The 22,655-nt window shown below is 51.3% G+C and carries 19 protein-coding genes and 1 pseudogene; 5 read left to right on the forward strand and 15 right to left on the reverse strand.

Annotated elements, in window-relative coordinates; translation table 11 throughout:
- Position 1 precedes the first annotated feature (1 nt).
- Positions 2–1,072 carry a succinylglutamate desuccinylase/aspartoacylase family protein gene (locus tag ACGHAD_RS13435; protein WP_339615924.1) on the forward strand — a complete coding sequence of 357 codons (1,071 nt, stop codon included), beginning with the start codon at positions 2–4 and terminating at the stop codon, positions 1,070–1,072.
- 18 nt (positions 1,073–1,090) lie between these two features.
- Here the strand turns inward: ACGHAD_RS13435 and ACGHAD_RS13440 are convergent, their stop codons facing one another.
- The 4 genes from ACGHAD_RS13440 to rluD all read right to left on the reverse strand — a co-directional run bounded on the left by ACGHAD_RS13440 (position 1,091) and on the right by rluD (position 6,475).
- Positions 1,091–3,349, reverse strand: a complete 2,259-nt coding sequence (locus ACGHAD_RS13440; protein ID WP_382418176.1) for a putative bifunctional diguanylate cyclase/phosphodiesterase — start codon at positions 3,347–3,349, stop codon at positions 1,091–1,093.
- 266 nt (positions 3,350–3,615) lie between these two features.
- Positions 3,616–4,683 carry a histidinol-phosphate transaminase gene (gene hisC / locus ACGHAD_RS13445; RefSeq protein ID WP_382418174.1) on the reverse strand — a complete coding sequence of 356 codons (1,068 nt, stop codon included), beginning with the start codon at positions 4,681–4,683 and terminating at the stop codon, positions 3,616–3,618.
- 69 nt (positions 4,684–4,752) lie between these two features.
- Positions 4,753–5,529, reverse strand: a complete 777-nt coding sequence (pgeF, locus tag ACGHAD_RS13450) for a peptidoglycan editing factor PgeF (protein ID WP_382418172.1) — start codon at positions 5,527–5,529, stop codon at positions 4,753–4,755.
- The gene (gene rluD / locus ACGHAD_RS13455; protein ID WP_382418170.1) at positions 5,522–6,475 is read right to left on the reverse strand and encodes a 23S rRNA pseudouridine(1911/1915/1917) synthase RluD; all 954 of its coding nucleotides are present in this window, start codon (positions 6,473–6,475) and stop codon (positions 5,522–5,524) included. Before rluD ends, pgeF begins: the two co-directional genes overlap by 8 nt.
- A 270-nt stretch (positions 6,476–6,745) precedes the next feature.
- On the opposite strand from rluD, the gene ACGHAD_RS13460 reads away from it, so the two are divergent.
- Positions 6,746–7,648 carry an outer membrane protein assembly factor BamD gene (locus tag ACGHAD_RS13460; RefSeq protein WP_382418168.1) on the forward strand — a complete coding sequence of 301 codons (903 nt, stop codon included), beginning with the start codon at positions 6,746–6,748 and terminating at the stop codon, positions 7,646–7,648.
- 83 nt (positions 7,649–7,731) lie between these two features.
- Here the strand turns inward: ACGHAD_RS13460 and ACGHAD_RS13465 are convergent, their stop codons facing one another.
- The gene (locus tag ACGHAD_RS13465) at positions 7,732–9,360 is read right to left on the reverse strand and encodes an NAD+ synthase (RefSeq protein WP_382418166.1); all 1,629 of its coding nucleotides are present in this window, start codon (positions 9,358–9,360) and stop codon (positions 7,732–7,734) included.
- Positions 9,361–9,647: 287 nt separating this feature from the next.
- On the opposite strand from ACGHAD_RS13465, the gene ACGHAD_RS13470 reads away from it, so the two are divergent.
- Positions 9,648–11,252, forward strand: coding sequence for a sensor histidine kinase (locus ACGHAD_RS13470; protein ID WP_382418164.1), 1,605 nt, complete (start codon positions 9,648–9,650; stop codon positions 11,250–11,252).
- Positions 11,249–12,631 (forward strand): sigma-54-dependent transcriptional regulator, encoded by a 1,383-nt coding sequence (locus ACGHAD_RS13475; protein ID WP_382418162.1) that lies wholly within the window; start codon positions 11,249–11,251, stop codon positions 12,629–12,631. Before ACGHAD_RS13470 ends, ACGHAD_RS13475 begins: the two co-directional genes overlap by 4 nt.
- Before the next feature lie 22 nt (positions 12,632–12,653).
- Here ACGHAD_RS13475 and ACGHAD_RS13480 read toward each other — a convergent pair whose 3' ends face one another.
- The 7 genes and pseudogenes from ACGHAD_RS13480 to ACGHAD_RS13510 all read right to left on the reverse strand — a co-directional run bounded on the left by ACGHAD_RS13480 (position 12,654) and on the right by ACGHAD_RS13510 (position 19,932).
- Positions 12,654–12,947, reverse strand: coding sequence for a type IV pilin protein (locus ACGHAD_RS13480; protein WP_382418607.1), 294 nt, complete (start codon positions 12,945–12,947; stop codon positions 12,654–12,656).
- Positions 12,947–13,043: pseudogene (locus ACGHAD_RS13485) on the reverse strand (type IV pilin protein); the annotation flags it as partial. The gene ACGHAD_RS13480 and the pseudogene ACGHAD_RS13485, both read right to left, overlap by 1 nt.
- A 12-nt stretch (positions 13,044–13,055) precedes the next feature.
- Positions 13,056–17,324 (reverse strand): pilus assembly protein, encoded by a 4,269-nt coding sequence (locus tag ACGHAD_RS13490; RefSeq protein WP_382418160.1) that lies wholly within the window; start codon positions 17,322–17,324, stop codon positions 13,056–13,058.
- 44 nt (positions 17,325–17,368) lie between these two features.
- Complete coding sequence (locus ACGHAD_RS13495; RefSeq protein ID WP_382418158.1) at positions 17,369–17,884, reverse strand: PilX N-terminal domain-containing pilus assembly protein; 516 nt, start codon at positions 17,882–17,884, stop codon at positions 17,369–17,371.
- A 78-nt stretch (positions 17,885–17,962) separates the two neighbouring features.
- A complete protein-coding gene (locus ACGHAD_RS13500) occupies positions 17,963–18,991 on the reverse strand; it encodes a PilW family protein (RefSeq protein WP_382418156.1) in 1,029 nt (342 codons plus the stop codon).
- A gap of 9 nt (positions 18,992–19,000) precedes the next feature.
- Positions 19,001–19,375, reverse strand: a complete 375-nt coding sequence (gene pilV, locus ACGHAD_RS13505; protein WP_382418154.1) for a type IV pilus modification protein PilV — start codon at positions 19,373–19,375, stop codon at positions 19,001–19,003.
- The gene (locus tag ACGHAD_RS13510; RefSeq protein ID WP_382418152.1) at positions 19,372–19,932 is read right to left on the reverse strand and encodes a GspH/FimT family pseudopilin; all 561 of its coding nucleotides are present in this window, start codon (positions 19,930–19,932) and stop codon (positions 19,372–19,374) included. The genes pilV and ACGHAD_RS13510 overlap by 4 nt, the downstream gene beginning before the upstream one ends.
- Positions 19,933–20,132: 200 nt before the next feature.
- Between ACGHAD_RS13510 and ACGHAD_RS13515 the strand changes: the two genes are divergently transcribed.
- Positions 20,133–20,669: a GspH/FimT family pseudopilin gene (locus ACGHAD_RS13515; protein WP_382418150.1), complete on the forward strand. Its 537-nt coding sequence runs from the start codon at positions 20,133–20,135 to the stop codon at positions 20,667–20,669.
- Positions 20,670–20,685: 16 nt separating this feature from the next.
- Here the strand turns inward: ACGHAD_RS13515 and ispH are convergent, their stop codons facing one another.
- The 3 genes from ispH to lspA all read right to left on the reverse strand — a co-directional run bounded on the left by ispH (position 20,686) and on the right by lspA (position 22,653).
- On the reverse strand, positions 20,686–21,621 hold the full coding sequence (gene ispH / locus ACGHAD_RS13520) for a 4-hydroxy-3-methylbut-2-enyl diphosphate reductase (protein ID WP_382418148.1): 936 nt from the start codon (positions 21,619–21,621) through the stop codon (positions 20,686–20,688).
- A gap of 68 nt (positions 21,622–21,689) precedes the next feature.
- Positions 21,690–22,139, reverse strand: a complete 450-nt coding sequence (locus tag ACGHAD_RS13525) for a peptidylprolyl isomerase (protein ID WP_339615907.1) — start codon at positions 22,137–22,139, stop codon at positions 21,690–21,692.
- Positions 22,132–22,653 (reverse strand): signal peptidase II, encoded by a 522-nt coding sequence (gene lspA / locus ACGHAD_RS13530; RefSeq protein WP_339615906.1) that lies wholly within the window; start codon positions 22,651–22,653, stop codon positions 22,132–22,134. Before lspA ends, ACGHAD_RS13525 begins: the two co-directional genes overlap by 8 nt.
- Positions 22,654–22,655: the final 2 nt, after the last annotated feature.

A 22,655-nucleotide genomic window follows, 5' to 3' on the forward strand; every position in this document is an offset into this window, starting at 1 on the left:
AATGGCAGCAAACCATACCGTCACGATTGGTGGAGAGCAGGTTTTACCGGGGCAAACCAAGAGCATTGATATCCCGCTGGCGGCGATGTACACCCACACCGACGTGGGGCTAACGGTACATGTCATTAATGGTAAGCGTCCGGGCCCCTGCCTATTGCTAACCGCCGCCGTGCATGGTGATGAAATCAACGGGGTTGAGATTATTCGCCAGGTGCTCGGCAGCAAACAACTCAGCAAGCTGCGAGGCACTTTACTGGCCATCCCGGTGGTTAATGTGCACGGCTTTCTCAATCAATCGCGCTACTTACCCGACGGTCGCGACCTCAACCGCTGTTTTCCGGGCAGCCTAAAAGGTTCATTGGCCGGACGGGTCGCTTACACGTTAATTGATAAAATTCTCTGCCACGCCACCCATTGTATCGATTTGCATACCGGCGCTCGTCACCGCACCAATTTGCCGCAAATTCGAACCGATTTAAGTCAGTCCGAGACTCAAGAGTTGGCACTCGCGTTTGGTTCACCTGTTATCTTAGACGCCCAGCTGCGCGAGGGCTCGCTGCGCCAAGCGGCCGCCGACAGAGACATACCCTTTTTACTGTACGAAGCCGGCGAGGCTTTACGATTTGATGAGTTTAGCATTCGTGCCGGCACGCGCGGCGTCATTAACATCATGCGTGAACTGAACATGCTGCCACGCAAAGTTAGGCCTGCCAAGCCGACCACGGTTACCATCGCCGATGACAGCCGCTGGGTGCGTGCGCCCAACAGTGGCGTTATGCGCACCATGGTTCGCTTAGGTGCCAGAGTAAAGAAAGGCACCGTGCTTGCGTATATCTCCGATCCGGTAGGCTTAGGGCAGAAGGCGGTACTGGCGCCGGCCGAATCCATTGTTATCGGCTTAACCAATTTACCTCTGGTACACGAGGGTGAAGCTTTGTTTCATCTGGCCAATTACAGCAAAAAAATACATCAAGTCGCCAATCAGGTAGCCACATTCCACGATACCTTCGGTAGCTCTGGCGACGAGGAAGAACCATTTTTTATCGGCCAGGATGACTCACTGGAAGACTAACCACGACGCTGGTCGCCATTAGGCCAGCCCCTTTAAAGACACTACATTTGCGTTAAACGAAAACTCACCGCTGGCGGTAAAATGCTCGGCAAAACTTTCGCGCGCCATGGGTTTAGCGTAAAAATACCCCTGCGCTTGATCGCATCCTTGTTCACGCAGCCAGTCGGCTTGCTCAACCTGCTCGACACCCTCTGCCACTACGGTTAACTGCATGTTGTGGGCTAAGGCAATAATCGACTTGGCAATAGCCGCATCATTCATGTCGAGCGGCAAGTCGTGAATAAAGCTGCTGTCAATTTTTAGCTTATCAATGGGGAAACGCTTTAAGTAGGCAAGAGATGAATAACCCGTCCCAAAGTCATCAATAGAGAGCGACAACCCCATTTGATGCAACTGATTGAGCTGATTGATCGCTTCACCGGCGTGCTCCATGGCGCAGCTTTCGGTAATTTCCAACTCTAAATACTCAGCCGGCAATCCGGTTTCGCGTAAAATCGTTGCAACCTTTCCTGGAAAGTCGCGCTGGCGAAATTGTCGGGTCGATAAATTAACGGCTATTTTCGGGACTCTTTGGCCGGCATCAATCCATGCTTTTTGTTGTCGGCAGGCGGCGCCCAACACCCACTCTCCAAGTGGCACAATTAAACCGGTTTCTTCTGCCAGAGGAATAAAGTGGGCGGGTGACACCAAGCCGCGCTCTGGATGCTGCCAACGCACCAGCGCCTCAACCCCTGTCAGCTGGCCGGTATTAAAATCAATTTGGGGTTGATAGTGTAAAGTTAACTGCTCCAGCTCGATTCCGCGGCGCAGGTCGTTTTCTAGCAACAGGTAATTAACGGCCGAAGCGCTCATGCCCGTGGCGTAAAACTGGCAGTTGTTCTTGCCCGCCTCTTTCGCCTTGTACATGGCGATGTCCGCGTTTTTTAATAACTCGTCAGTCGCCTCGCCGTCATCGGGGTAAACACTAATACCTATGCTGGCGGTTATCGAGATCTCGTGGCCGGAAACCTCAATCGGCCGCGCTAGCTGCACCAACAGTTTATTGGCGATAAACCGAACATCTTCAATGTCGTGGACACCTTCAAGCACCACCACGAACTCATCCCCGCCGAGTCTGGCAACCGTGTCCATATCCCGCACACCTTCATTCAGGCGCCCGGCAATGGCCTTTAGCAACACGTCCCCGGCATCGTGTCCGAGACTGTCGTTAATGATTTTAAAGCGGTCTACGTCTAGCAGCATCAAGGCCAGCTTACTGCCAGCTCGCGCCGATCGCGCTAAACCATGCGAAATACGATCGTAGAAGAGCGAGCGGTTCGGCAGAGAGGTCAAGGCATCGTGAAACGCCATATAATTCAGCCTAGACTGCTGCTCGCGAAGCGCGCTTTCGGCGAGCTTTCGATCCGACACATCGGTACAAATCGTACACACGCCAAACACTTCGCCGCTGCGATCACTAAGGGGAAACTTCACTACCAAGTAGGTGTGCACGCTGCCGTCTTTATGGGGCAAGTCCACCTCAGTCTCATAGGGGCGGCCTTTATCTAACGCCGCGGCCTCGACGTTTTTTAACGACTCAACCAGTTGCGCGGGATAAATATCCTGGGCTTTTTTACCCACAAGCGACTCATCCCCAATGTTGGCCAACTGTTTGTAATGCTCGCTCGCCATCACCACGTTGCCATTTAAATCTTTAACCGCGATCAACGCCGGGGAATAACGCAAAATGGCATTCAGGTAGGTTTCACTGGCCCACAGAGCGCGTTCGGCATCATTGTTGCGCTCGGACTGCAGCGCCAGACTGCGCATATCCGCAATTTGCCGCACCATCAACGCACTAATCAACCACACAGGCTCAAGCGCTGTCACACTTTCACGCAAAACGCGCTCATCGCCCCTACACTCTAGGTAAAATGCCGCCGCAGGTGCATCAATAGCTTCTACCGGGATGATAGCGCAGCTAATATCAGGGCCACCTGTTCCGTATTGGTTTTGCTGCGCAGCAAAGCTACGGGCAATAAAATCGGTAGGAAAATTATTAAGCTGGGACAAAGGGGTGTTAATAGAGTGCGTATTAGGCGCGTTATCGCCCGCGGCCAGCGCAACAGCATCGACTTGTAACTCACCTTCACAATCGAGCAAAAGGGCTGCACGAATCACGCCCGGGCGTGCAGCAACCAGCCCCACCAGACGTTGAGCGATCTGCTTATGATTGAGCCGTTTAAAAAGAGTCTGATACTTTCTAATCAGCTCGACGGCACTGAGTTTGTGTTGCATAACATTCCACAAGAGACGTAACGATTCACATAGCGGTTAACACCCCTGATTATAGGAGTGAATACAGACGCTATCATGCCCTGTGGTGAAACCGGTTAACTATTTAACTCGGTTACCCCCTAGCCCGCCCCTTATACGCGTAACAGAGCGTTAAGAGATCGTTTAATAACTTCAATTTATTAGAATATAACCGCGGGTGCAAGCGCTAAGACGGTGTACGCCTCATAAACGTCGTCGCAAGCCACCTTCACCTAAGCCTTGTGGCATTAAGCGCCTTTTAGCAGCGACTCTACTACAGCCAATAAAGTGTCTATCTGCTCGTCTGTACCCACGGTAATACGCAAATAATCGCTGATGCGCTCGCGGTTAAAATAGCGCACCAAAATTTTGTGCTCGCGCAACTGCGCCGCCAACGTCTCGGCCGACACAGCGGCGGGCGGTTTAGCAAAGATAAAGTTGGCCTGTGAAGGCAGTACAGTAAAGCCCAGCGCCTCAAGCCTACTTGTCATCCGGTCGCGGGTCGCCACCACCTTGGCGCAACTGGCCTTAAAGTAGTCATCGTCTTGTATTGCCGCCGTAGCAGCACGCTGTGCCAAGCGATCCAGCGGGTATGAGTTAAATGAGTTTTTTACACGCTCCAGACCCTCAATTAAGCTCCGCTGCCCCAAGGCAAACCCAACTCGCATACCCGCCAAGGCGCGCGACTTAGAAAAGGTTTGCACCACCAATACATTGTCATAGCGTGACACTAAGCTCGCGGCGCTCTCGCCGCCAAAATCTATATAAGCCTCATCCACTACCACCAGAGTATCGGGGCGTGCTTTTAGTAACTGCTCGATCTCATCCAGCGCCACCCCCATACCGGTGGGTGCGTTGGGGTTGGGGAAAATAATGCCGGCCGCTTCAGTGGAATAATCCGCAAGCGCCAAGCTAAAGTCCTCCCGCAGCGGAATCGTTTTAGCGGGCACACCAAATAATTGGCAATAAACGGGGTAAAAGCTGTAGCTGATATCGGGGTAAAGCACTGTGCCGCGCCCCTGTAGAAACGCCATAAACAACTGGGCCAACACTTCATCAGAGCCATTACCCACAAACACTTGACCAACATCAAGCTGGTAGTAGTCGGCCAGTGCCTGACTCAGCTCAGAGGCGTTGGGGTCCGGGTACAAGCGCAGCTGATCAACAGCGTCACGATCGATGGTTTTTGCCACCTCTGGCGATGGCGGGTAAGGACTCTCATTGGTGTTGAGCTTGATCAGCCCCGCTATTTTAGGCTGCTCGCCCGGCACATAGGGCTCAATCTCACGAACGACATCGCTCCAGAACTTAGACATTGCTGCTCCGCGCTTAAAAGTCGCGATTATATCAGAGCCACCGGGCCGTTACGCTTGATATTACTACCGTTAGGAGCTCGCCAACCAAATAATGCTCGCCATTCGGCCACTGGTATCGCCGTCACGTCGGTAAGAGTAAAAGCGCTCCGCATCGTTATAGGTGCATATTCCGCCGCCGTAGACCGAGCTTACGCCACACTCGGACAATGCCGCGCGCGCCAATTGAAATAAGTCGGCGTAAAAATGCAGAGGGCGATTTCCTGGCCGTATGGCGGCGGCAATGGCATCGCTGTGTGTAACGCTGCCAGCCGTATCAAAAAAAGCCTCTAGCACATCGACGCCCACCTCAAAGTGATCCGCCGAAATCGCGGGGCCCAGCCACGCCATTATTTGATCGGGCGGCGCCTTAAAGCGCGCCACTGCACGCGGCACTATACCCGCCGCCAGTGATCGCCAGCCGGCGTGAATCGCCGCCACTTGGGTGCCTTGGCGGTCGCACAACAGGATAGGCAAGCAGTCAGCGGTTAATACAGCGCAAGGCAAACCACGCTGCATCGTCACCGCGCCATCGGCGGTACGCACACGGTCGTCGTTTTCAGCCTCAACCACTTTAATCCCATGCACCTGCTCGAGCCATTGGGGCTCGGCGCTTAAGGCCAGCTCAGCGCATAACTGTTGACGGTTAGACAAAACCGAAGCGCTATCATCGCCAACGTGAGCGGCGAGGTTGAAACTCGAATAGCCCCCTTCACTGCTGCCGCCACACCGTGTACTAACAGCGGCCTTCACCGATGCCGGCGCGGGCCACTCTGGCACGAGGTAATGCTCTGGAATCCAATTACTCATCGGGATTGTGTAGCGCGTGTAGCAGCTGCGCCATATCCTCGGGTAAAGGTGCTTGCCACTGCATGTACTCTCCGGTAACGGGATGATCAAGCCCCAATTGCGCAGCGTGCAGTGCCTGACGGGGAAAATCCCGCAAAGTTGTCGCGAGCTCGCGCGCTAACGTATGCAGCTTGCTGGGCCGTTTACCATACACCGGATCGCCCAATAAGGGGTGACGGATATGCGCCATATGAACCCGAATCTGATGGGTGCGACCGGTTTCAAGCTTTAATCGTAAATGGCTGTAGCCACTCAGACGCGCCAGCAGCCGATAGTGAGTCACCGCCTCTTTACCACCATGAGTCACCACCGCCATTTGCTTGCGCAACCGTGGGTGTCGGTTAATAGGTGCGTCGACTTTTCCGCCACCGGTCATATCGCCGCAAGCCAGCGCCTCGTATTCGCGGCTGACCGTACGTGCTTGCAGTTGCGCCACCAAGTTGGCATGAGCGGGCAACGTTTTCGCCACCACCATCAAGCCGCTAGTGTCTTTATCCAGCCGGTGCACAATACCAGCGCGGGGTAAATTTGCTTGCGGGGGGCAGTAATGCAATAGCGCATTGACCAGTGTCCCGCTGTAATTGCCGGCGGCCGGATGCACCACCATGCCGGCGGGCTTATTAATCACCATTAGGCTTTCGTCTTCAAAAACGATGTCGAGAGGAATCTCTTCGGGGAGCCACTCGCCTTCGGGGGTCAGTTCGGCCTCAAGCTGCACCCGTTCGCCCCCCAATAATTTGTGCCGCGGGCGCACTTGGCAACCATCGACGGTTAACTGCCCAGCTTTAACCCAGCTTTGCAGGCGCGCCCTGGAATAATCAGGGAACAAGGTTGCCGCCGCTTGGTCTAAGCGCAGCCCGTGCATCTGTGCCGGTACGATGGCACTGTGTTCTATGGTTTCGGTCATTCCCAACCTGGCTCCCAGTTTACGGATCTGGTCGCACCCTGCCTGCTTTGGCTTGGGCGTCGACTGTGTTTAAATAGCGGGCTTGGAGACTGTAGAAAAACGACTAGCTCGGCCTCCAGACAGTAAAATTAAGCTCAAATGCGCACTTATCGAGTATAAACGACGCATTTTCGCTTACTTTTCCGTCCGGCTTTTGCTCGGAACGTTTTAAAACAACCCTCTTAGTGCCCACTGGCGCTGCGATGATAACGAATTATGAGTTGTAACCCTATGCGAGCCCTAGTTTTTTTAATTGCCGGTCTTTTTTTGGTCCTGCTCAGTGCGTGTTCTTCAAATGAGCAACAGGACTTCACCTCGGAGTCCGATTTGTATGAATCGGCCCAAGAGCAGCTTGAGCGCTCCCGCTGGGAGAGCGCCATCCGCTCTTTACAGCTGCTGGAGGAGCATTTTCCCTTTGGCAAATATGCCGAGCAAGCGCAACTTGAGCTGATTTACGCCCATTTCAGCTCAGGCGAACCCGACGCGGCTACCGCCTCGGCCGATCGTTTTATTCGTCTGCACCCGCAACACCGCAATGTTGATTACGCCTATTATATGAAAGGCTTGGCGGCTTACAGCAAAGACGAGAACTTTCTGTCACAGATCATGCCACTCGATCAGACCCAGCGCGACCCCGGCGCCGCCCGAGAGTCTCTGAGTTATTTTACCCAGTTACTCAACCGCTACCCTGATAGCCCCTACGCCACCGATGCTAAAAAACGCATGCTTTACTTGCGCAACCGCCTGGCTCGCTACGAGATTCACGTTGCCAACTATTATTTCAAGCGTGGGGCGTATCTCGCATCAATCAATCGCGGTAAGTACGTGCTAGAAAACTACCAAGAGACGCCCGCCGTACCCGACGCGCTAGCGGTTATGGTGCAAGGTTACCATTTGCTGGAAATGGACGAGCTATCGGATCGAACACTGGCCGTTTTGCGCTTAAACTATCCGGACCATCCGGCCTTTAATAAAAGCGGCGAGTTTGACTTTCAGCATGGCGACGTTAGTGGCGAGCGCTCTTGGCTCAGCATGGTCACCTTTGGGTTGTTTGATAAGCGCGACCCGCGCGGCTTTGATTCACGCCGGGTCTACGACCCTCAGTACCAAGACGCACCGCGTGCGACTCAGTAACACCCCGACAAACGCATAAAAAGGGCGGCACGTTACTTGAACGTGTCGCCCTTTTTTATGGCCGCGATTTTATTACCCAGCGGCTACTCGCCCGCTTGCCACCTAGAGGTAATAGGGTAACGCCTATCGCGGCCAAAGCCGCGCTGGGTAATCCTTGGGCCAATGGGTGCCTGACGCCGTTTGTACTCGTTAATATCCACTAGGCGCACAACACGGGTGACATCCTCGCGAGCAAACCCCTCCGCCACAATTTGATCCGCGCTAAAGTCACGCTCTACATACAACGCTAAAATAGCGTCTAGCACGTCATAAGGGGGCAAAGAGTCCTCATCTTTTTGGTCGGGCGCCAACTCGGCCGAAGGCGGCCGGGTGATCACCGACTCGGGGATCACCTCGACCGTCGCATTGCGATATTTCGCCAAGCTAAACACCAACGATTTAGGTACATCCTTAAGCGCATCAAAACCACCAGCCATATCGCCATACAAGGTCGAGTAACCCACGGCCAACTCGCTTTTATTGCCCGTGGTCAACACCAAACAGCCCTTCTTATTTGAGATAGCCATCAACACAACACCGCGACAGCGCGCCTGTAAGTTCTGCTCGGTTGTCTCCACCGCTGTACCGGCAAACTCATCATTCAACGCGGCCATAAAAGCATCGTACATTGGCTCGATGCTAATAGACTGGTAGCGCACGCCCATACGCTCGGCTTGATCAGCCGCGTCGGTTTTACTCAACTCAGAGGTGTAGCGAAACGGCATCATGACGGCCTCGACGTTATCAGCGCCCAATGCATCGACGGCAATTGCCAGCGTTAACGCCGAATCAATGCCACCAGATAGACCGAGCACGACGCCTTTAAAGCGATTTTTTTGCACGTAATCGCGCAAGCCCAGCACCAACGCCTGGTACACCGCCGCCAAATTCGAGGGCTCCGGCGCCAAGGAGTGCTGCGCCAGCTCTAACCCGCCGGCGCCACACACTATATTAATGGGTAACAAGGCAGGCGCAAATGCGGGCGCACGGGCGCAAACAGTACCGTTGTGATTCACGGCCATAGAGCCTCCGTCAAACACAAGTTCATCCTGCCCACCCACCATATTAGTGTAAATAATGGGCATTTTGCCTTCGCGGCTACGCTGCTCAAGCAATTGCTCTCGTTCGCGCGCTTTACCTTGGTGAAAAGGCGAAGCATTAAGATTTAACATCAAGGTAGCGCCAGCATCGCGCGCCTGAGTCATAGGCTCACTCTGCCAAATGTCTTCACAAATACTTAGGGCTGTCGGAATGCCTTTTAAATCAAATACACAGACTTTATCACCCGGCACAAAGTAGCGCACCTCATCAAATACTTGATAATTCGGCAAGTGTTGTTTGGCGTACTCGGTAATCAGCTGGCCGCCGGCAATCACACCGGCCATATTAAAAATGCGTCCAGCTACCACCCGGGGGTAACCAACAATCAAGGTAATGGGCAGCGCTGCATCGAGCAACACGTTCAGGGCCCGATCGATACGTAACTGCAACGATGGCCGCAACAACAGGTCTTCTGGCGGGTAACCCGTCAGAGTCAACTCCGGGAACAACACAGCGTCCGCCGCATATTCATCCAGCGCTCGCTGCGCCTCCCTTAACACCAAACCGGTATTACCCGGAATGTCCCCAACCAGCGTATTTATTTGCGCCATACATACGACGACTTTACTCATGCCTTGCCCTCTTTGCAGCCAACCCCGATTAAGGCGCCATATTGTCCGATAAAGGCCTGCATTAAGCAAAGCGCAACGATTCTACCTTGGCGGTAACAGCCTAAATGACCGGCAAAGCCTGCTGACTAAAACAAAATATGTCAGTTCACACTCAAAAATGTGTATTTTTTAATCCGCCTAGACCAATTTTGAGTGTAGGCTGAATCGTTGCACTCAAGCAATGCTGTACAATCGCCTTATCGGCTTTTATCTCAACCAAGCCAACTTTACGGCCCAGAATAATACCTATGAAATCCATTAATACAGCGATAGATCCCAGTTATGACCCATATCAACTGTTACGGGTGTACACCTATTATCGCGTGCTATTGGGCAGTTTACTGCTGTTAATCTATCGCAGTAACCTCGCCAGCAATGTTCTGGGCAGTGAAAACGCCTCGCTGTTCGTCTACACCACCTGGACCTACACCATTGTCAGCCTCGTCACCTTAATCACTTTGTGGCGCAACAGAAGCACTCCCACGTTACAGCAACGATTTTTGGCCATTCTTAGCGATATCATCAGCATGATCCTAATCATGTACGCCAGCGGGGGGGCCACCAGCGGCTTAGGGTATTTGCTTATTGTTGCGGTGGCTGCAGCCGGCATGCTACTACCGGCACAACTTGCGGTATTTATGGCCGCGCTAGCCACCATTGCGCTTATCGGCGAGAGCCTTGTCCATCACTTGGTTTCAGGAGTGGACTCTAAAGCCTTGTTTGTCGCCGGCTCGCTCGGAGCGATGATTTTTATCACGGCGCTAACGTTTCAGTACGTCACCCGTAAAATTAGAGACAGCAGCGACAAGCTGGCGGCACACGCGCAGCATATCGCTCACCTCCAAAAACTCGCCCGGCTCATTGTCGAGAGAATGCGTACGGGGATCGTCGTACTAAACAAAAACGACGACATCGAGCTAATTAATGAGGCCGCGCAAACCCTACTGGGCCTGCAGAACGCAGGTGACGTCAGCTTATCGCTGAACCAAATACCTACCCTCAAGAACCAGCTAGAGCAATGGCGCACCGGCCGTGCACAGGGCTCTGACATCGTCGACAATCGTTATGGCCCAACCAACGAACTGCGCATTAGCTTAGCCAATCTAGAGCTTGGTAAAACCGAAGATACGCTGGCTTTTATCGAAGACAACCGCGCCATTATTCAGCAAGCACAGCAGCTAAAGCTCGCCTCGCTCGGGCGTCTTACCGCCAGCATCGCCCACGAAATTCGTAACCCACTTGGCGCCATTAGTCACGCCAGCCAGCTGCTGGGCGAGTCGCAGCAAATCCCTGACGATGACCGTCGCTTACTTGAGATAATCAGCAACCACACCAAGCGTGTTAACCAGATTATTGAAAATATTTTACAGGTCTCGCGTCGTAAAACGGCCACGCCAACCACCCTGGAGCTTACCCATTGGGCACAGCAGTTTATCGATGAACACGACCGCGACAGCCAGATGGATATCGGACTGAAATTTGATACCATCCCCGTGCATGCAACGTTCGATGCGAGTCACTTGCAGCAAATACTCACCAACCTTATCGAAAACGCACTGCGCTACACACCGCAAGATTGCCAAGAGCCGGTGACCTTAGTGATCGGTATCGAACCGAGCCGGCAAACACCTTATATTAAGATCGTGGACAAAGGGCCAGGAATCGCTCCAGACAACCAAAAACATATCTTTGAGCCCTTTTTTACCACAGAGAGCACTGGCTCAGGCTTGGGACTGTTTATCTGCCAAGAGCTTTGCGAGGCCAATCAGGCCTTTCTCCACTACCAGTGTGACGATGAGCAACCCAGCTGCTTTATTTTGCAAATGGCACACCCAGACAAGGCACAACAATGAGCGAGAAAACCGCATTAGTCATCGATGACGAACCCGACATTCGCGAACTGTTAGAGATTACACTGGGGCGAATGCAAATCGACACACGCAGCGTCGCGACTATTCGCGACGCCAAGGCACTGCTCGCCAAACAAACATTTTCTTTTTGCTTAACCGACATGAAGCTACCAGACGGCAACGGCTTAGAGATTGTCGAACATATTCAGCAGCATCAGCCGCGCATGCCGGTAGCCGTTATAACCGCTCACGGCAACGTCGACATTGCGATTGAATCGATGAAAGCCGGCGCGTTTGACTTCATCTCTAAACCCGTCGACCTAACAACGCTACGCAAACTTGTTAATACTGCCATCCAATCGGGCGACCTACCCAACGAACCGTCCAACAAAACGACCCTACTGACCGGCGAGTCGTCATCCATTGTTCGCCTAAGTGCCAGCATACATAAGCTTGCGCGCTCACAGGCGCCGGTTTATATCAGCGGCGAATCAGGCTCGGGCAAAGAACTGGTTGCGCACTCCATTCACAACCTGGGTCCGCGGGCAGACGCGCCTTTTATCGCAGTAAACTGCGGTGCCATTCCGCGTGAGTTGCTTGAAAGCGAATTATTTGGCCACGTCAAAGGCAGCTTTACCGGCGCCCACCAAGACAAACCCGGCCTATTTAAAGCGGCAGAAGGTGGCACATTATTTTTTGATGAAGTCGCCGACTTGCCATTGGATATGCAAGTGAAGCTGCTGCGTGCTATTCAAGAAAAAACCGTGCGTCCCGTCGGCGCGGCAGGAGAAATAGCCACCGATGTGCGGATTCTCTGCGCCACCCATAAAAGCCTCGAACAAGAAGTCGCTCGAGGCACCTTTCGCCAAGATTTATTCTACCGGCTCAATGTTATTCAGCTGGCCGTTCCCGCCTTGCGCGAGCGCCAAGAAGATATCCCCATACTGGCCGAGCGATTACTCAACAAAATAGCGCGCTCGGTAGGGCATGAGCCACCCGCGTTATCAAGCAAGGCGTTAACGGCTCTTATGGCTTACTCATTTCCAGGCAATGTTCGTGAGCTAGAGAATATTTTAGAACGCGCATTTACCTTGTGCGAAGGCGATTGTATTGACGAGTCTGACTTACAATTGCCAACCGCAGCCTCTACCATCGCCACCGACGATGCCCCCACAAAAGCTGGCAACAACGCAAAACCCGACCACTTTCAACGGTGTTTAGAGCATGAATCTCTGGATGAGTATCTAGAAGAGATTGAAAAAGAAGTACTGTGCAGCGCACTGGAGGCTAATCGCTGGAATAAGACTCAAGCGGCAAAAAAACTAGGCGTGAGCTTTAGGTCGTTACGGTATCGGCTGCAAAAGTTGGGGCTGGATGATTAGTCCAGCCCCGGACACTATCAGCTTACCAACAATTTTTAGGGTCTGGGTTTGGCGTTTTTTGGCCTAAGTTGTTCAAGCCCATAGTGTTAATACAGCCGGTGTCTCCAGTTTGTGGGGCTTTAACCGCCGTAGCCGTCAAACTGTAGGTCGAGGTATTTGCATTCAGAGCAATAGTATAAAACTCCTCAGGTGAAGTGGTATCAATTTGGCAATTTGCATAGGAGTTATCCAAAGTATAACAGCGTTGCAACTGCTGCGCAGCATCATTCAACGCCACTTTGGCGTCGGCCCGATTGCTTTTTCGTATACTGCCCATATAAGAGGGGTATGCAATAGCCGCCAAAATCCCCACAATCGCTACCACAATCATAAGCTCAATAAGGGTAAACCCCCGACTTGACTCTTTTTTCACAACGTTTCCCTCTTATTGAATTTGTCGCCAACTTTGACGGCCCTTCACAATACTCGGATCTTCCTGACAGGCAATTTCCGTGCTGCCATCGGTATTTTGTTTAATAATATAAGGTTCGCCATCACAGGGGCCACAGCTCGCCCCCTCACAAACAACAGGGCCAGTCAGCTCAGTAAGGTTTTCTTCCCTCTCACCTGGTGGCTTGTTATCACAATCAGGTCCTGTACAAGGTTCTCCACAATCAGGTCCTGTACAAGGTTCTCCACAATCAGGTCCTGTACAAGGCCGTTCAAACGGTCCGTTGCCTACCCCAGCTAAACGCATTAACCAACTGCTGCCACCAAAATCACATGGACTGGCCGAAGGTATGACCGTGGGAAAGATTAGCTGATCAAAAGTTAAAATAGGCTTGCTGTCGACACGCTCCCCCCCAACGGTATTAAAGTCCAACAACCAGCCATTATAGGTGTCCCAATCGATCTCGTAGCCATTATCACCTTCGCCTTCATAAACTTGTCGTGTGGTTCCTGTTTCCGTGGTAATCCTTTTAGGAAGCAACTCATCACGTCCCACCAAAGCCCCCTCGTCGGCAATCCCATAGAAGCTTTGCTCTGAGGTAGAGCTCAGATCACCCTCGGTTAAATACCGACCAGTGCCAAAGTACACCATGGTAGGCGGTGTGACGGGAGAAATTACCGGGTTTAAGCCTAATACAGGTGCCGCCGTAATCGGTTGGGAATTGCCCTCACTACCTTTCGCTTCAAAAAGCACATAATCCAACGTGTTATCCATTAGGTTGAACTTATACATATTCCCAGCTAAATCGCCAGCATAAGCAAAACGAGCTAAAAAACCACTACCGGTCCTTATAGAAGGTTCAGCCAAGCCATTATCACCACCCACATCTGTTTCTATATAGGTAGGGGTATAACTACCATCCAGCGGAATAATCACCAAACGGGACTTGCGATCATCGCTATTGTAGCCGTTGCCGGTAACGATAGCCCAGCTGCCATCGGCCATGGGCGCGATAATCGGTGTGCCGGTAATATTGCCAATTTTTGGAGCATTTTTCTCGTTAAGCTCAAACAAAATATTCTCGGCATCAAAGCCGGCTGGATCTGTTACGTCGAGCGCAAATAACCCTTTACCGCCTGCCCCTAAGGTGCCTACTAAAATGGTGCGCCAACCGCCGTTAGTACCGCCGATATAGGCATCGCCCACAAAAAGTTGGCCGTCAACGGAATATTGATGTTCACTTAAAGAGCCTCCATAAGCTTTATCACTCATAGCCTCAAGTTGCTCATAAACCGTAGAGGGAATATAAGCAAACTCCTCTGCCCCATTACTAGCGTTAAAGGCGTGCAACATGCCGTCGTTGGCACCCACAAATACGGTTTCTGAATCTTTGCCAGCAACAAAAGTCCTATAGCTATCTTGGCCATTGCCATCAAAAATACTCATGCCAAAACCGTAGTCTTGAGAACCCGCAAATTTGGGACTGGAATTAACGATATCCCCAAGCAAGGTATCGCGCTCACGGAAACCAGGCACCGCCGCCCCTGCTACCCAGCTGGCACGCTCCTCACCAAATCCGTCATCACCATTTAAAGCTATTGTTTGCGATTGGCTCAAATTGCCCCATTCAAAAGCGACACCGTTCTCGTCATCGTCATTGTATGTCCACAGATTACGACTAGAAGCCTCCGGCATCATCTGGGCAGCCGACCAAATAACCGAACCAAAACCACTATCAGTGACTGGAATAGCCTTCAGATCACCCGTCCAGCCTTCGGTATTAAAGCTGGCCTGGAAGGTCATGGTATCTGTACCCACCTGAGTAGAGTTTGCCGCAGCCACGGCGCTGGCTGAGCCCAGACCGCTTACAAAAGTGTCAAAAGCCTTTCTCAGGGATTCGACCAACTCACCTGGGTCGGTGGCATAGAAGTAGCTTTTATCCGGATAACCTGCGTCAGGTTCAGTCAGCTCATTGCCATTCTCATCTTCTTTCGGAAAGCCTCCCCACTTGGCGGCATAATAGAGCGGCTGCTCCAATGGCTTAGCCGTCGAGGTACCAATGTCAAAGTTTTGAGTCGTTGCACTTGCGTAGCTACTGGTGCACCGACCTTTGTAGGAGTCTCGACAATGACACTGATTAGATCCCGAGCTGCTACAGCTTAATGCAGAATTAATCGGATTATCGTACGAGAAATGGTTAATTCCCGAATGGACATGAAAACCATCTTGGGTAGTACCACTAATGACATAACCAAACCCCATGCTATTAGGCGTGGATTGAGCAATTACCTGAGTAGTAACATCAACTTCCGTGGCCGTCACGCGATAATTGACAACGCCCCACATATCTTGGTCAAAGTCGCCTCCCTGCTCGCTGTCCTCCCAGTTAACATAAAGTTGACCGTCATATACTTCACCCTCGTGATCCTGCGCAATCACTTTAAAATCTACAATTGCACAGTTAGCATCGGGTGTGGGTGTGGTATTTCGGCAAGCAGGCTGAATACTCACTGTCTTGCCCGCCACGCCTGGCACCGGAATATCCACCCGAGGTACGGCGGGCGCCAAGGCCACACCAAAAGTTTGTACAGGTTCTCTATTTTCTGAAATACCGTTAAGCCTAGCATGGTATGCAAGCCCGGCGATTTGGTAGCTCCCACCTAGTCTCGGAGCATCTGGACACGTACCTTTCACGTTTGAAAGGCTACTGATAGTTTTTGCAGTACAGAGCTGATCATTGTTGCTACCGGACTCACCTACGTAGAACTGATTACCGTGAATCGACTCATTACCACCAACAATATTAGTTAAAGCGTCGAGAGTTTTACCACCTGCGATATCACTAAAACCGCCCAACTGATCAGAGTCATACGAGCTAGTGGAAGCATTAAACTGCAAAACGCTTAAGGGGGCACAATAGTTCACCGCCTCATCAATCGGGTCTTGCCAATCAACGCTTACCAACCCATCGATATAGTTATTATCATTAACCGAAAAATTGGCATTTTTGCCCGCCAAATACCGTAGGGACTCCAAGTACATTTCGGATTGAGGATTACCCCAGTTGCTACAGCTTCCGTCACCGAAAGACGCCATCTCCCAGGGGCAGTTATCAGTGCTATTATATTGTCCCGAGCTAAAGCTATAACGCGAGATACGTATAGCATCCAGCGTACCTACAATCCCCAAACCATTTGCAGGGAGTTTAAATGTACCATTTGTATTAATTTCATCCGTAATAGAACTTGCATTTTTACGCAGCACACCACCGGACTTGTTCTTACCGTAAGATCCGGTAATCAGGCCAAAGTATACTTTATCGTCTTCACCATATTCTTGCAGCAAACCTATCGGCTTTAAACCACCGCCCGCGTACGCTAGGCAACCCTCGTTATTCTCTTCATCCATGTGATTTGGGTTACATACTTCAACGCGAACAATTAAATCATCCAGCCTTGCAGAGCTCTTTTTTGGGCTATCAGAGTAAGCATTAATACCCGACAACGAAGATTCATTGTCGTTACTGCCATTTCCCCAGCGGCATTGCCACCCCTCGTTACTCGCCCACAAAGAGTAATTGCCTTTTGCCACCTGCATCAAAGGCGGTGAGTTTACATCTTGAGATTGTTGGTCTCTGTTGCTAGGGTCCGTGGTATTACAGATAGTAATGCCCGAGGCGGCAATGCTGTCGTCGCCCGTAGGTACGCTATAGGGCGTCAGACTAGATAAGTCCGAACCGTTATAATACTTGGCAAATGAGTGGGCATCCTGCGTCAACATTGCACGCTCTAGAATGGTGCTGCCCGCTTCATCTGTCGAACGTTTGCCGCCATATAAAATTTTACGCACGGTATCTATCCGAGTCATAGTTGACCAGTTCAGAAAGTTACCACTCCAATTATTACCCGAACAATAATGATCACCGGTATTGCCGGTTGGCCGAAACGCGCCGCCAGCGTGCTTGTAACATTTGTTTTCGTCAAAATAACCGTAATATGACAAATCATTGTCGTAAGTTGTATCGGCATAACCATCGCCGTCTAAATCAGAATAATCATCGTAGGCCTTAAAGAAAAGCTGATGATCGTTAGACATATTCAACATCATGATAGGCCGCACGGGCTGAGCCAAAAACAGTGGCGATTGAGCTAAGTTAATGGCAGAGACAGAGTGTACTGTTCCTAGCGCCAACAACGCGGAACAAACAGCCAATAAAGTTTTCGCCGACAACGAAAACCTGGACAGAGCTTTTTTCCCAAACATGACATTATGCTCCCAAAGTAAATGAATAGCCCGATGTATCACCATCAGTTTCTAAACCCTGACTGGACAATGACCCGCGCATCGGTCGACCCACCTGCGGCGTGGGATGTGACACGATAGCGGCGCTCAATGTCTTTTGCCAAAAGACTCGCAAGATCCACAGCACTTCCCTCCAAGCCGGATGAAAAGAATGTGACCTCCTCTACTAAATAGTGGGGCTGTTCAGAGACGTGATCAATCGTTCCGGTATACTGGGTAGTAAATGAGTTCCAGTTAGTTAAATCTTGCCAAAAAGCCAAGCCAGACTCACCCAGAGAATCCGTAAACCCTACTTGAGCACCAATAACACTTGGAGTTGCCGCAGCCTCTGCCTGACGCAGAGCGGCCTCTGACGACTGAAACGCCAACTGCTTGTCCCGCATATTGCCAGCCATTTGCTCTTGTAAACCGCTACCTCGGATTGCCGACAAACCAATTATTGATATCAACAAGACCATTATGAGCCCAACCAAAAGCGTCGCACCTGATTGCAGCTTCTGTAACTTGCATCGACTTTCCATTTTACTCACCTTGTTATAAAGGAGCGTTCAAAATAACTAGGTCTTGCTCCGGTAAAAATAAAGACAATAGCCATAAAATCACAACAATTTGTTACGAATTGCGACGGTCGTTCTAAACACTTTGCGAACGCGATTGTCATCCGCAGTCACTTCTTCACCAGCAAACGTATAGGTTTGTTTATCACTAGCGGCATTATCACCGGGTGTCATCACCAAAGCCTCTAATTGCAAAGACACCGCATTTTCCCAATTAGCAACAGCTTCTGGCGCCACATAATTATTGGCCACTCGATCTGCATCGGTATCCACTCCCACGTTATAAAATATGTTTTCCACACCAACTAACAACGGGAACGACGGTTCACGCCCAACTTTTTGATACAGAGTTGGTATATTATTCGGGCCATCTGCGATATAAAAAACTGAGGTTTTTAAACGAAACACCTCGGCTCCCGGATTGACATCTTGGGTTGGGTAGTCTGGATTTCCACCCCATTCAGTAATTTGATTTCCTGGATCAGAGCCTGCTCCATGGGCCAAAGTGACCATGCCACCGTTTTCAGAAACCCCCGTCACCTGAAAGATCCACATCTTTTCGAAGTCTGCGGCAACCAAAATATCACCCTCACAGATACCACTCGGACAATCTTGGCCGGCGGGGGTTGTCAGTTCCACGTAGACATTACCAGAATCATTCTGCTGTACTACTGGAACCGACATATCCGAAGCGGTGTAAACTGCAACTACTTGAGTATCAGAGTTCGGAGCAGGGTTTAGCACCAAGCCTGCAGGTAGCGAATCACCATTAAAAACACGCATGGCGGTTTCCGGAGAGTAATCGTTTCCAAATTGATTTTTGTTGTTTAATGTAGAGATCATATTCCACGATGTGGCGTAAGCCGGACCAAAAAAGCCCGCTTGGCGAACATCACGAGCCATAAACTCAACGGCCAAGCGCCCGGTCTCCTGCAGCCGAGAGAGGCCCTGCTGCGTAGTGAATACCGTTTTACTGGATAAAAACATCTGTACTACGCCGGCCATCAACAGCAAGCTAATAGTGATAGCGACCATTAGCTCAATCAACGAAAAGCCTTTTTGCTTAGCCATTCTTGCCTCTTATATTCTGGAGGTGTAACCAAAGGTGGTGCGCTCGACTTCTTCACCACCCGCCTCAGCCACGGGCTCATCCCAACTGATTGATACGGTGCACACACGAGCCTGGCACTCGATCTCCCCATCACCACCGGGTAACGACTCCACCAACTCATCCATATCTGGTTGAACGATATTTTCTAAAGTTGAGGACGAACGCATTTGCTCCAAGGCATTGTACGCAACAATATTAGCTTGCGAGCGATAATAAGCGCTGGTGTTATACTGCAACGACCGTGTTTGCAAAGCGGCCAAGGCCATAAGCGCCGTGGACAGTACAAGCACTGTAATCAGTACCTCAATCAAGCCCACGCCCTGCTGGCTCTTAATATTCTTCATGGCGACGTCCCCGAGCAGTCAACTTCTTCCACATCAATCATGCCTGCCACTCCTACAGTAATGTCACGCTGTCTTGGCCCTTGGCAGCCCTCTACGAAGGAATTAACTACCACCGAAGCTGTATTTGCTGGACCACCAATTCGCCCTAACTGCCCGGTGCTGGTAAAACGAACAAAATTGGTGGCACCATTATTTGTTGCCGTGATTTGCGTTGCGTCGTCAAAATCGCTGGTGTGGCGAAGGACGTCCCCCACGACTGGAGCGGCGGCTTCGTCCGTCGCCGCTTCATCCACAAAGATAATCCAACCATTGGTCCAATCGTTGGCACACGCATTTCCTGCATTATTCGCTGCGCACAGGCTTACACGGCGGCCTCGTTTAACCGCTTCGGTTTTAGTCACTTGAATCGCATTAACCAAACTCTCCCCAACAGCCTCTGAGTGACTATTTAGGATCATAGTCTGAAAGCTCGGCGCAGCCATGGCAATCAAAATAGCCAAAACCACAGTGGTGATCAGCAACTCAATCAGTGTGAAACCGACCTGGTCTCGCTTCATAGTAAGGTATTCCTTTGTGATTTGGCAGTTCGCCATCCGTCACCCCAGAATTGACGATTACATTAAGTCTGACTATATTCATTAAAGTTAACATGCTAACCACAAAGCACCAGTGCTGCCAGATGTGCGGTCAGCAAAGACGAACGAACGGAAGCAAACGAAGATTAATCCGCCAGCGGGCGAGCAAGGAGTGCTCACTTATGCAAAGCAACCTAGGCTTCACCTACATCGAATCTATCATCACCCTTACTGTAATGGCCATCTTGACGGCATTGTTGGCACCCTCCTTCACCCGACTCATACAAAACCATAAAGTAGAGAGCACTACCCTTGCCTTGCTTGAGGCGGTACAAACTACCCGCAGCTACGCCGTTAAGAGCAACCGGAGGGCGACATTAGCCAGTAATCCAAGCTGGGAGGATGGCTGGGTCATTTTTTACGATGACGACCACGATGGCGAGATTGACGCGGACGAAACATTATTAGTGGACCGTCCAGCAGTCGCTGAAGATGTGGCTATCCACGGAAATCGCTTTGTCGACGACTACATATCTTACCTAGGAAGCGGCGCTAGCCGCTGGGCTTCGGGGCGTAAGGGTGGCTCTTTTCAGGCTGGCACTATTACGGTCTGCCCTGAAAACGAAGGAGAAGGTTACGAGCTGGTTCTATCTCGCGGGGGAAGGCTGCGTAAACACTCCATTACCGAAACCGAATGCTCCGAGGCACCAGGTGCTTAAGTATTAATAATGCCAACTAACCCCGGAGCTCACGCGGCAACGAGAAACTGATATTCTCTGGGATCCCCTCCACCTCAACAGGAAGGCTTGCACCCAGTGCAATCAAGTGATCTACCACTTGCCGCACCAAGGTTTCAGGCGCAGAGGCGCCAGCAGTAATACCAACCTGCTTTTTATCTTTGATCCAGCTGTCATCGATATCGGCCGGGGAGTCTATTAGGTAGGCCTCCGTACCGCAGCGCTCAGCCAGCTCGCGCAAGCGGTTGGAGTTGGAGCTGTTGGGCGAGCCCACCACCAACAACAAATCGCACTCTAGAGACAGCTGACGCACAGCGTCCTGACGGTTGGTGGTAGCGTAGCAAATATCGTCTTTGCGCGGGCCTTGGATCTGGGTAAATTTTGCTCGCAGTGCAGCGATGATTTCGGCGGTGTCGTCCATCGAGAGCGTCGTTTGGGTGACGTAAGCCAGACGAGACGGGTCTACAACTTCAAGCTTAGCCACATCCGCCACGCTTTCGACAAGATACATCTTGCCGCCATTGCGGGCGTCGTATTGCCCCATGGTGCCCTCAACTTCGGGGTGACCGGCGTGCCCAATCAGGACGCACTCGCTGCCGTCACGACTATAACGCGACACCTCCATATGTACTTTGGTAACCAACGGGCAGGTAGCATCAAACACTTGTAAGCTGCGCTCGGCCGCTTCATTACGCACAGCTTGGGAGACGCCATGGGCGCTAAAAATGACAATAACGTCGTCAGGCACTTCTTCCAGCTCATCAACGAACACCGCCCCACGCTCACGCAAAGTATCGACCACGAATTTATTGTGGACCACTTCATGACGAACATAGATAGGAGCACCGAACACATCTAGAGCCCGGTTGACGATATCAATCGCGCGGTCGACACCAGCACAAAAACCGCGTGGGTTAGCCAATTTAATTTGCATAGTTGAAACCTATGGTTTCTGGAAAACGGGATACGGGGCGCGTTCAGTGCTCTCCGCATCCCGCAAAATTAATGTACCTGAGCCGGCTCGATTTGCAGAATTGCCACCTTAAAGGTGATGTCCCGGCCCGCCAGCGGGTGGTTAAAGTCAACCGTAACTTCTTCATCGTTAAAGTCAACTACGACACCCGGCAGCTCGGTATTTTGCGCATCGGCAAATGACAACATTAAACCTTGGCTTAACTCCAGCTCCGGCTCAAAGTCCGAGCGCGGGATTGTCTGGATGTTATTGGGATTATGTGCGCCGAAGCCCGCCTCGGGTTTAACGGTTAACTCTTCTCGGGCACCTTCACGCAAACCAAACAACGCCTGCTCAAACCCTTTTAAAAGTTTGCCATCGCCCACCGTAAAAGTAGCTGGCGAACTTTCAAAATTGGAATCCACCAACTGGCCATCGGGTAGCGCCAACGAGAAATGTAGCGTCACACGAGTACCCGGCCCAACGGTCAAATCACGCATGGCCATCACCTTTGCTCGCCTTACCGGCAGTCTCTTTTTTAGCGTTAAACAACATATCTACAATTAACCAAAAAGCACCAAAACAAATGGCAGAATCTGCCAAGTTAAACGCCGGAAAATAATTATCTTGATAATGCACCACGATAAAGTCGACTACGTGACCAAGCACCACGCGATCGTACAAGTTACCTAACGCACCGCCTAAAATAAACCCAAGCGCCATCGCCTCAATCCAGCGGGCTTTTGGCAAACGCGCCAACCAAATCACAATCACCACGCTAAACACGGCAGCAATAGCGGTAAAAAACCAACGCTGCCAACCACTGGCGTCGCTTAAAAAACTAAATGCGGCGCCTGGATTGTGCAGCAAGGTAAAATTAAAAAACGAGGTAAATGCCACAGGCGAGTTGTAATCCAAACTCGCCACTACCGCCGTCTTACTCCACTGATCCAACAAGAACACAATGGCAGCCAATAAATACCAGCCCCACGGATGCGCTATCTTTTTCCACATAG

Origin of the sequence: Gilvimarinus japonicus (assembly GCF_042847215.1) — a bacterium.
GTDB classification, from domain to species: Bacteria; Pseudomonadota; Gammaproteobacteria; order Pseudomonadales; family Cellvibrionaceae; genus Gilvimarinus; species Gilvimarinus japonicus.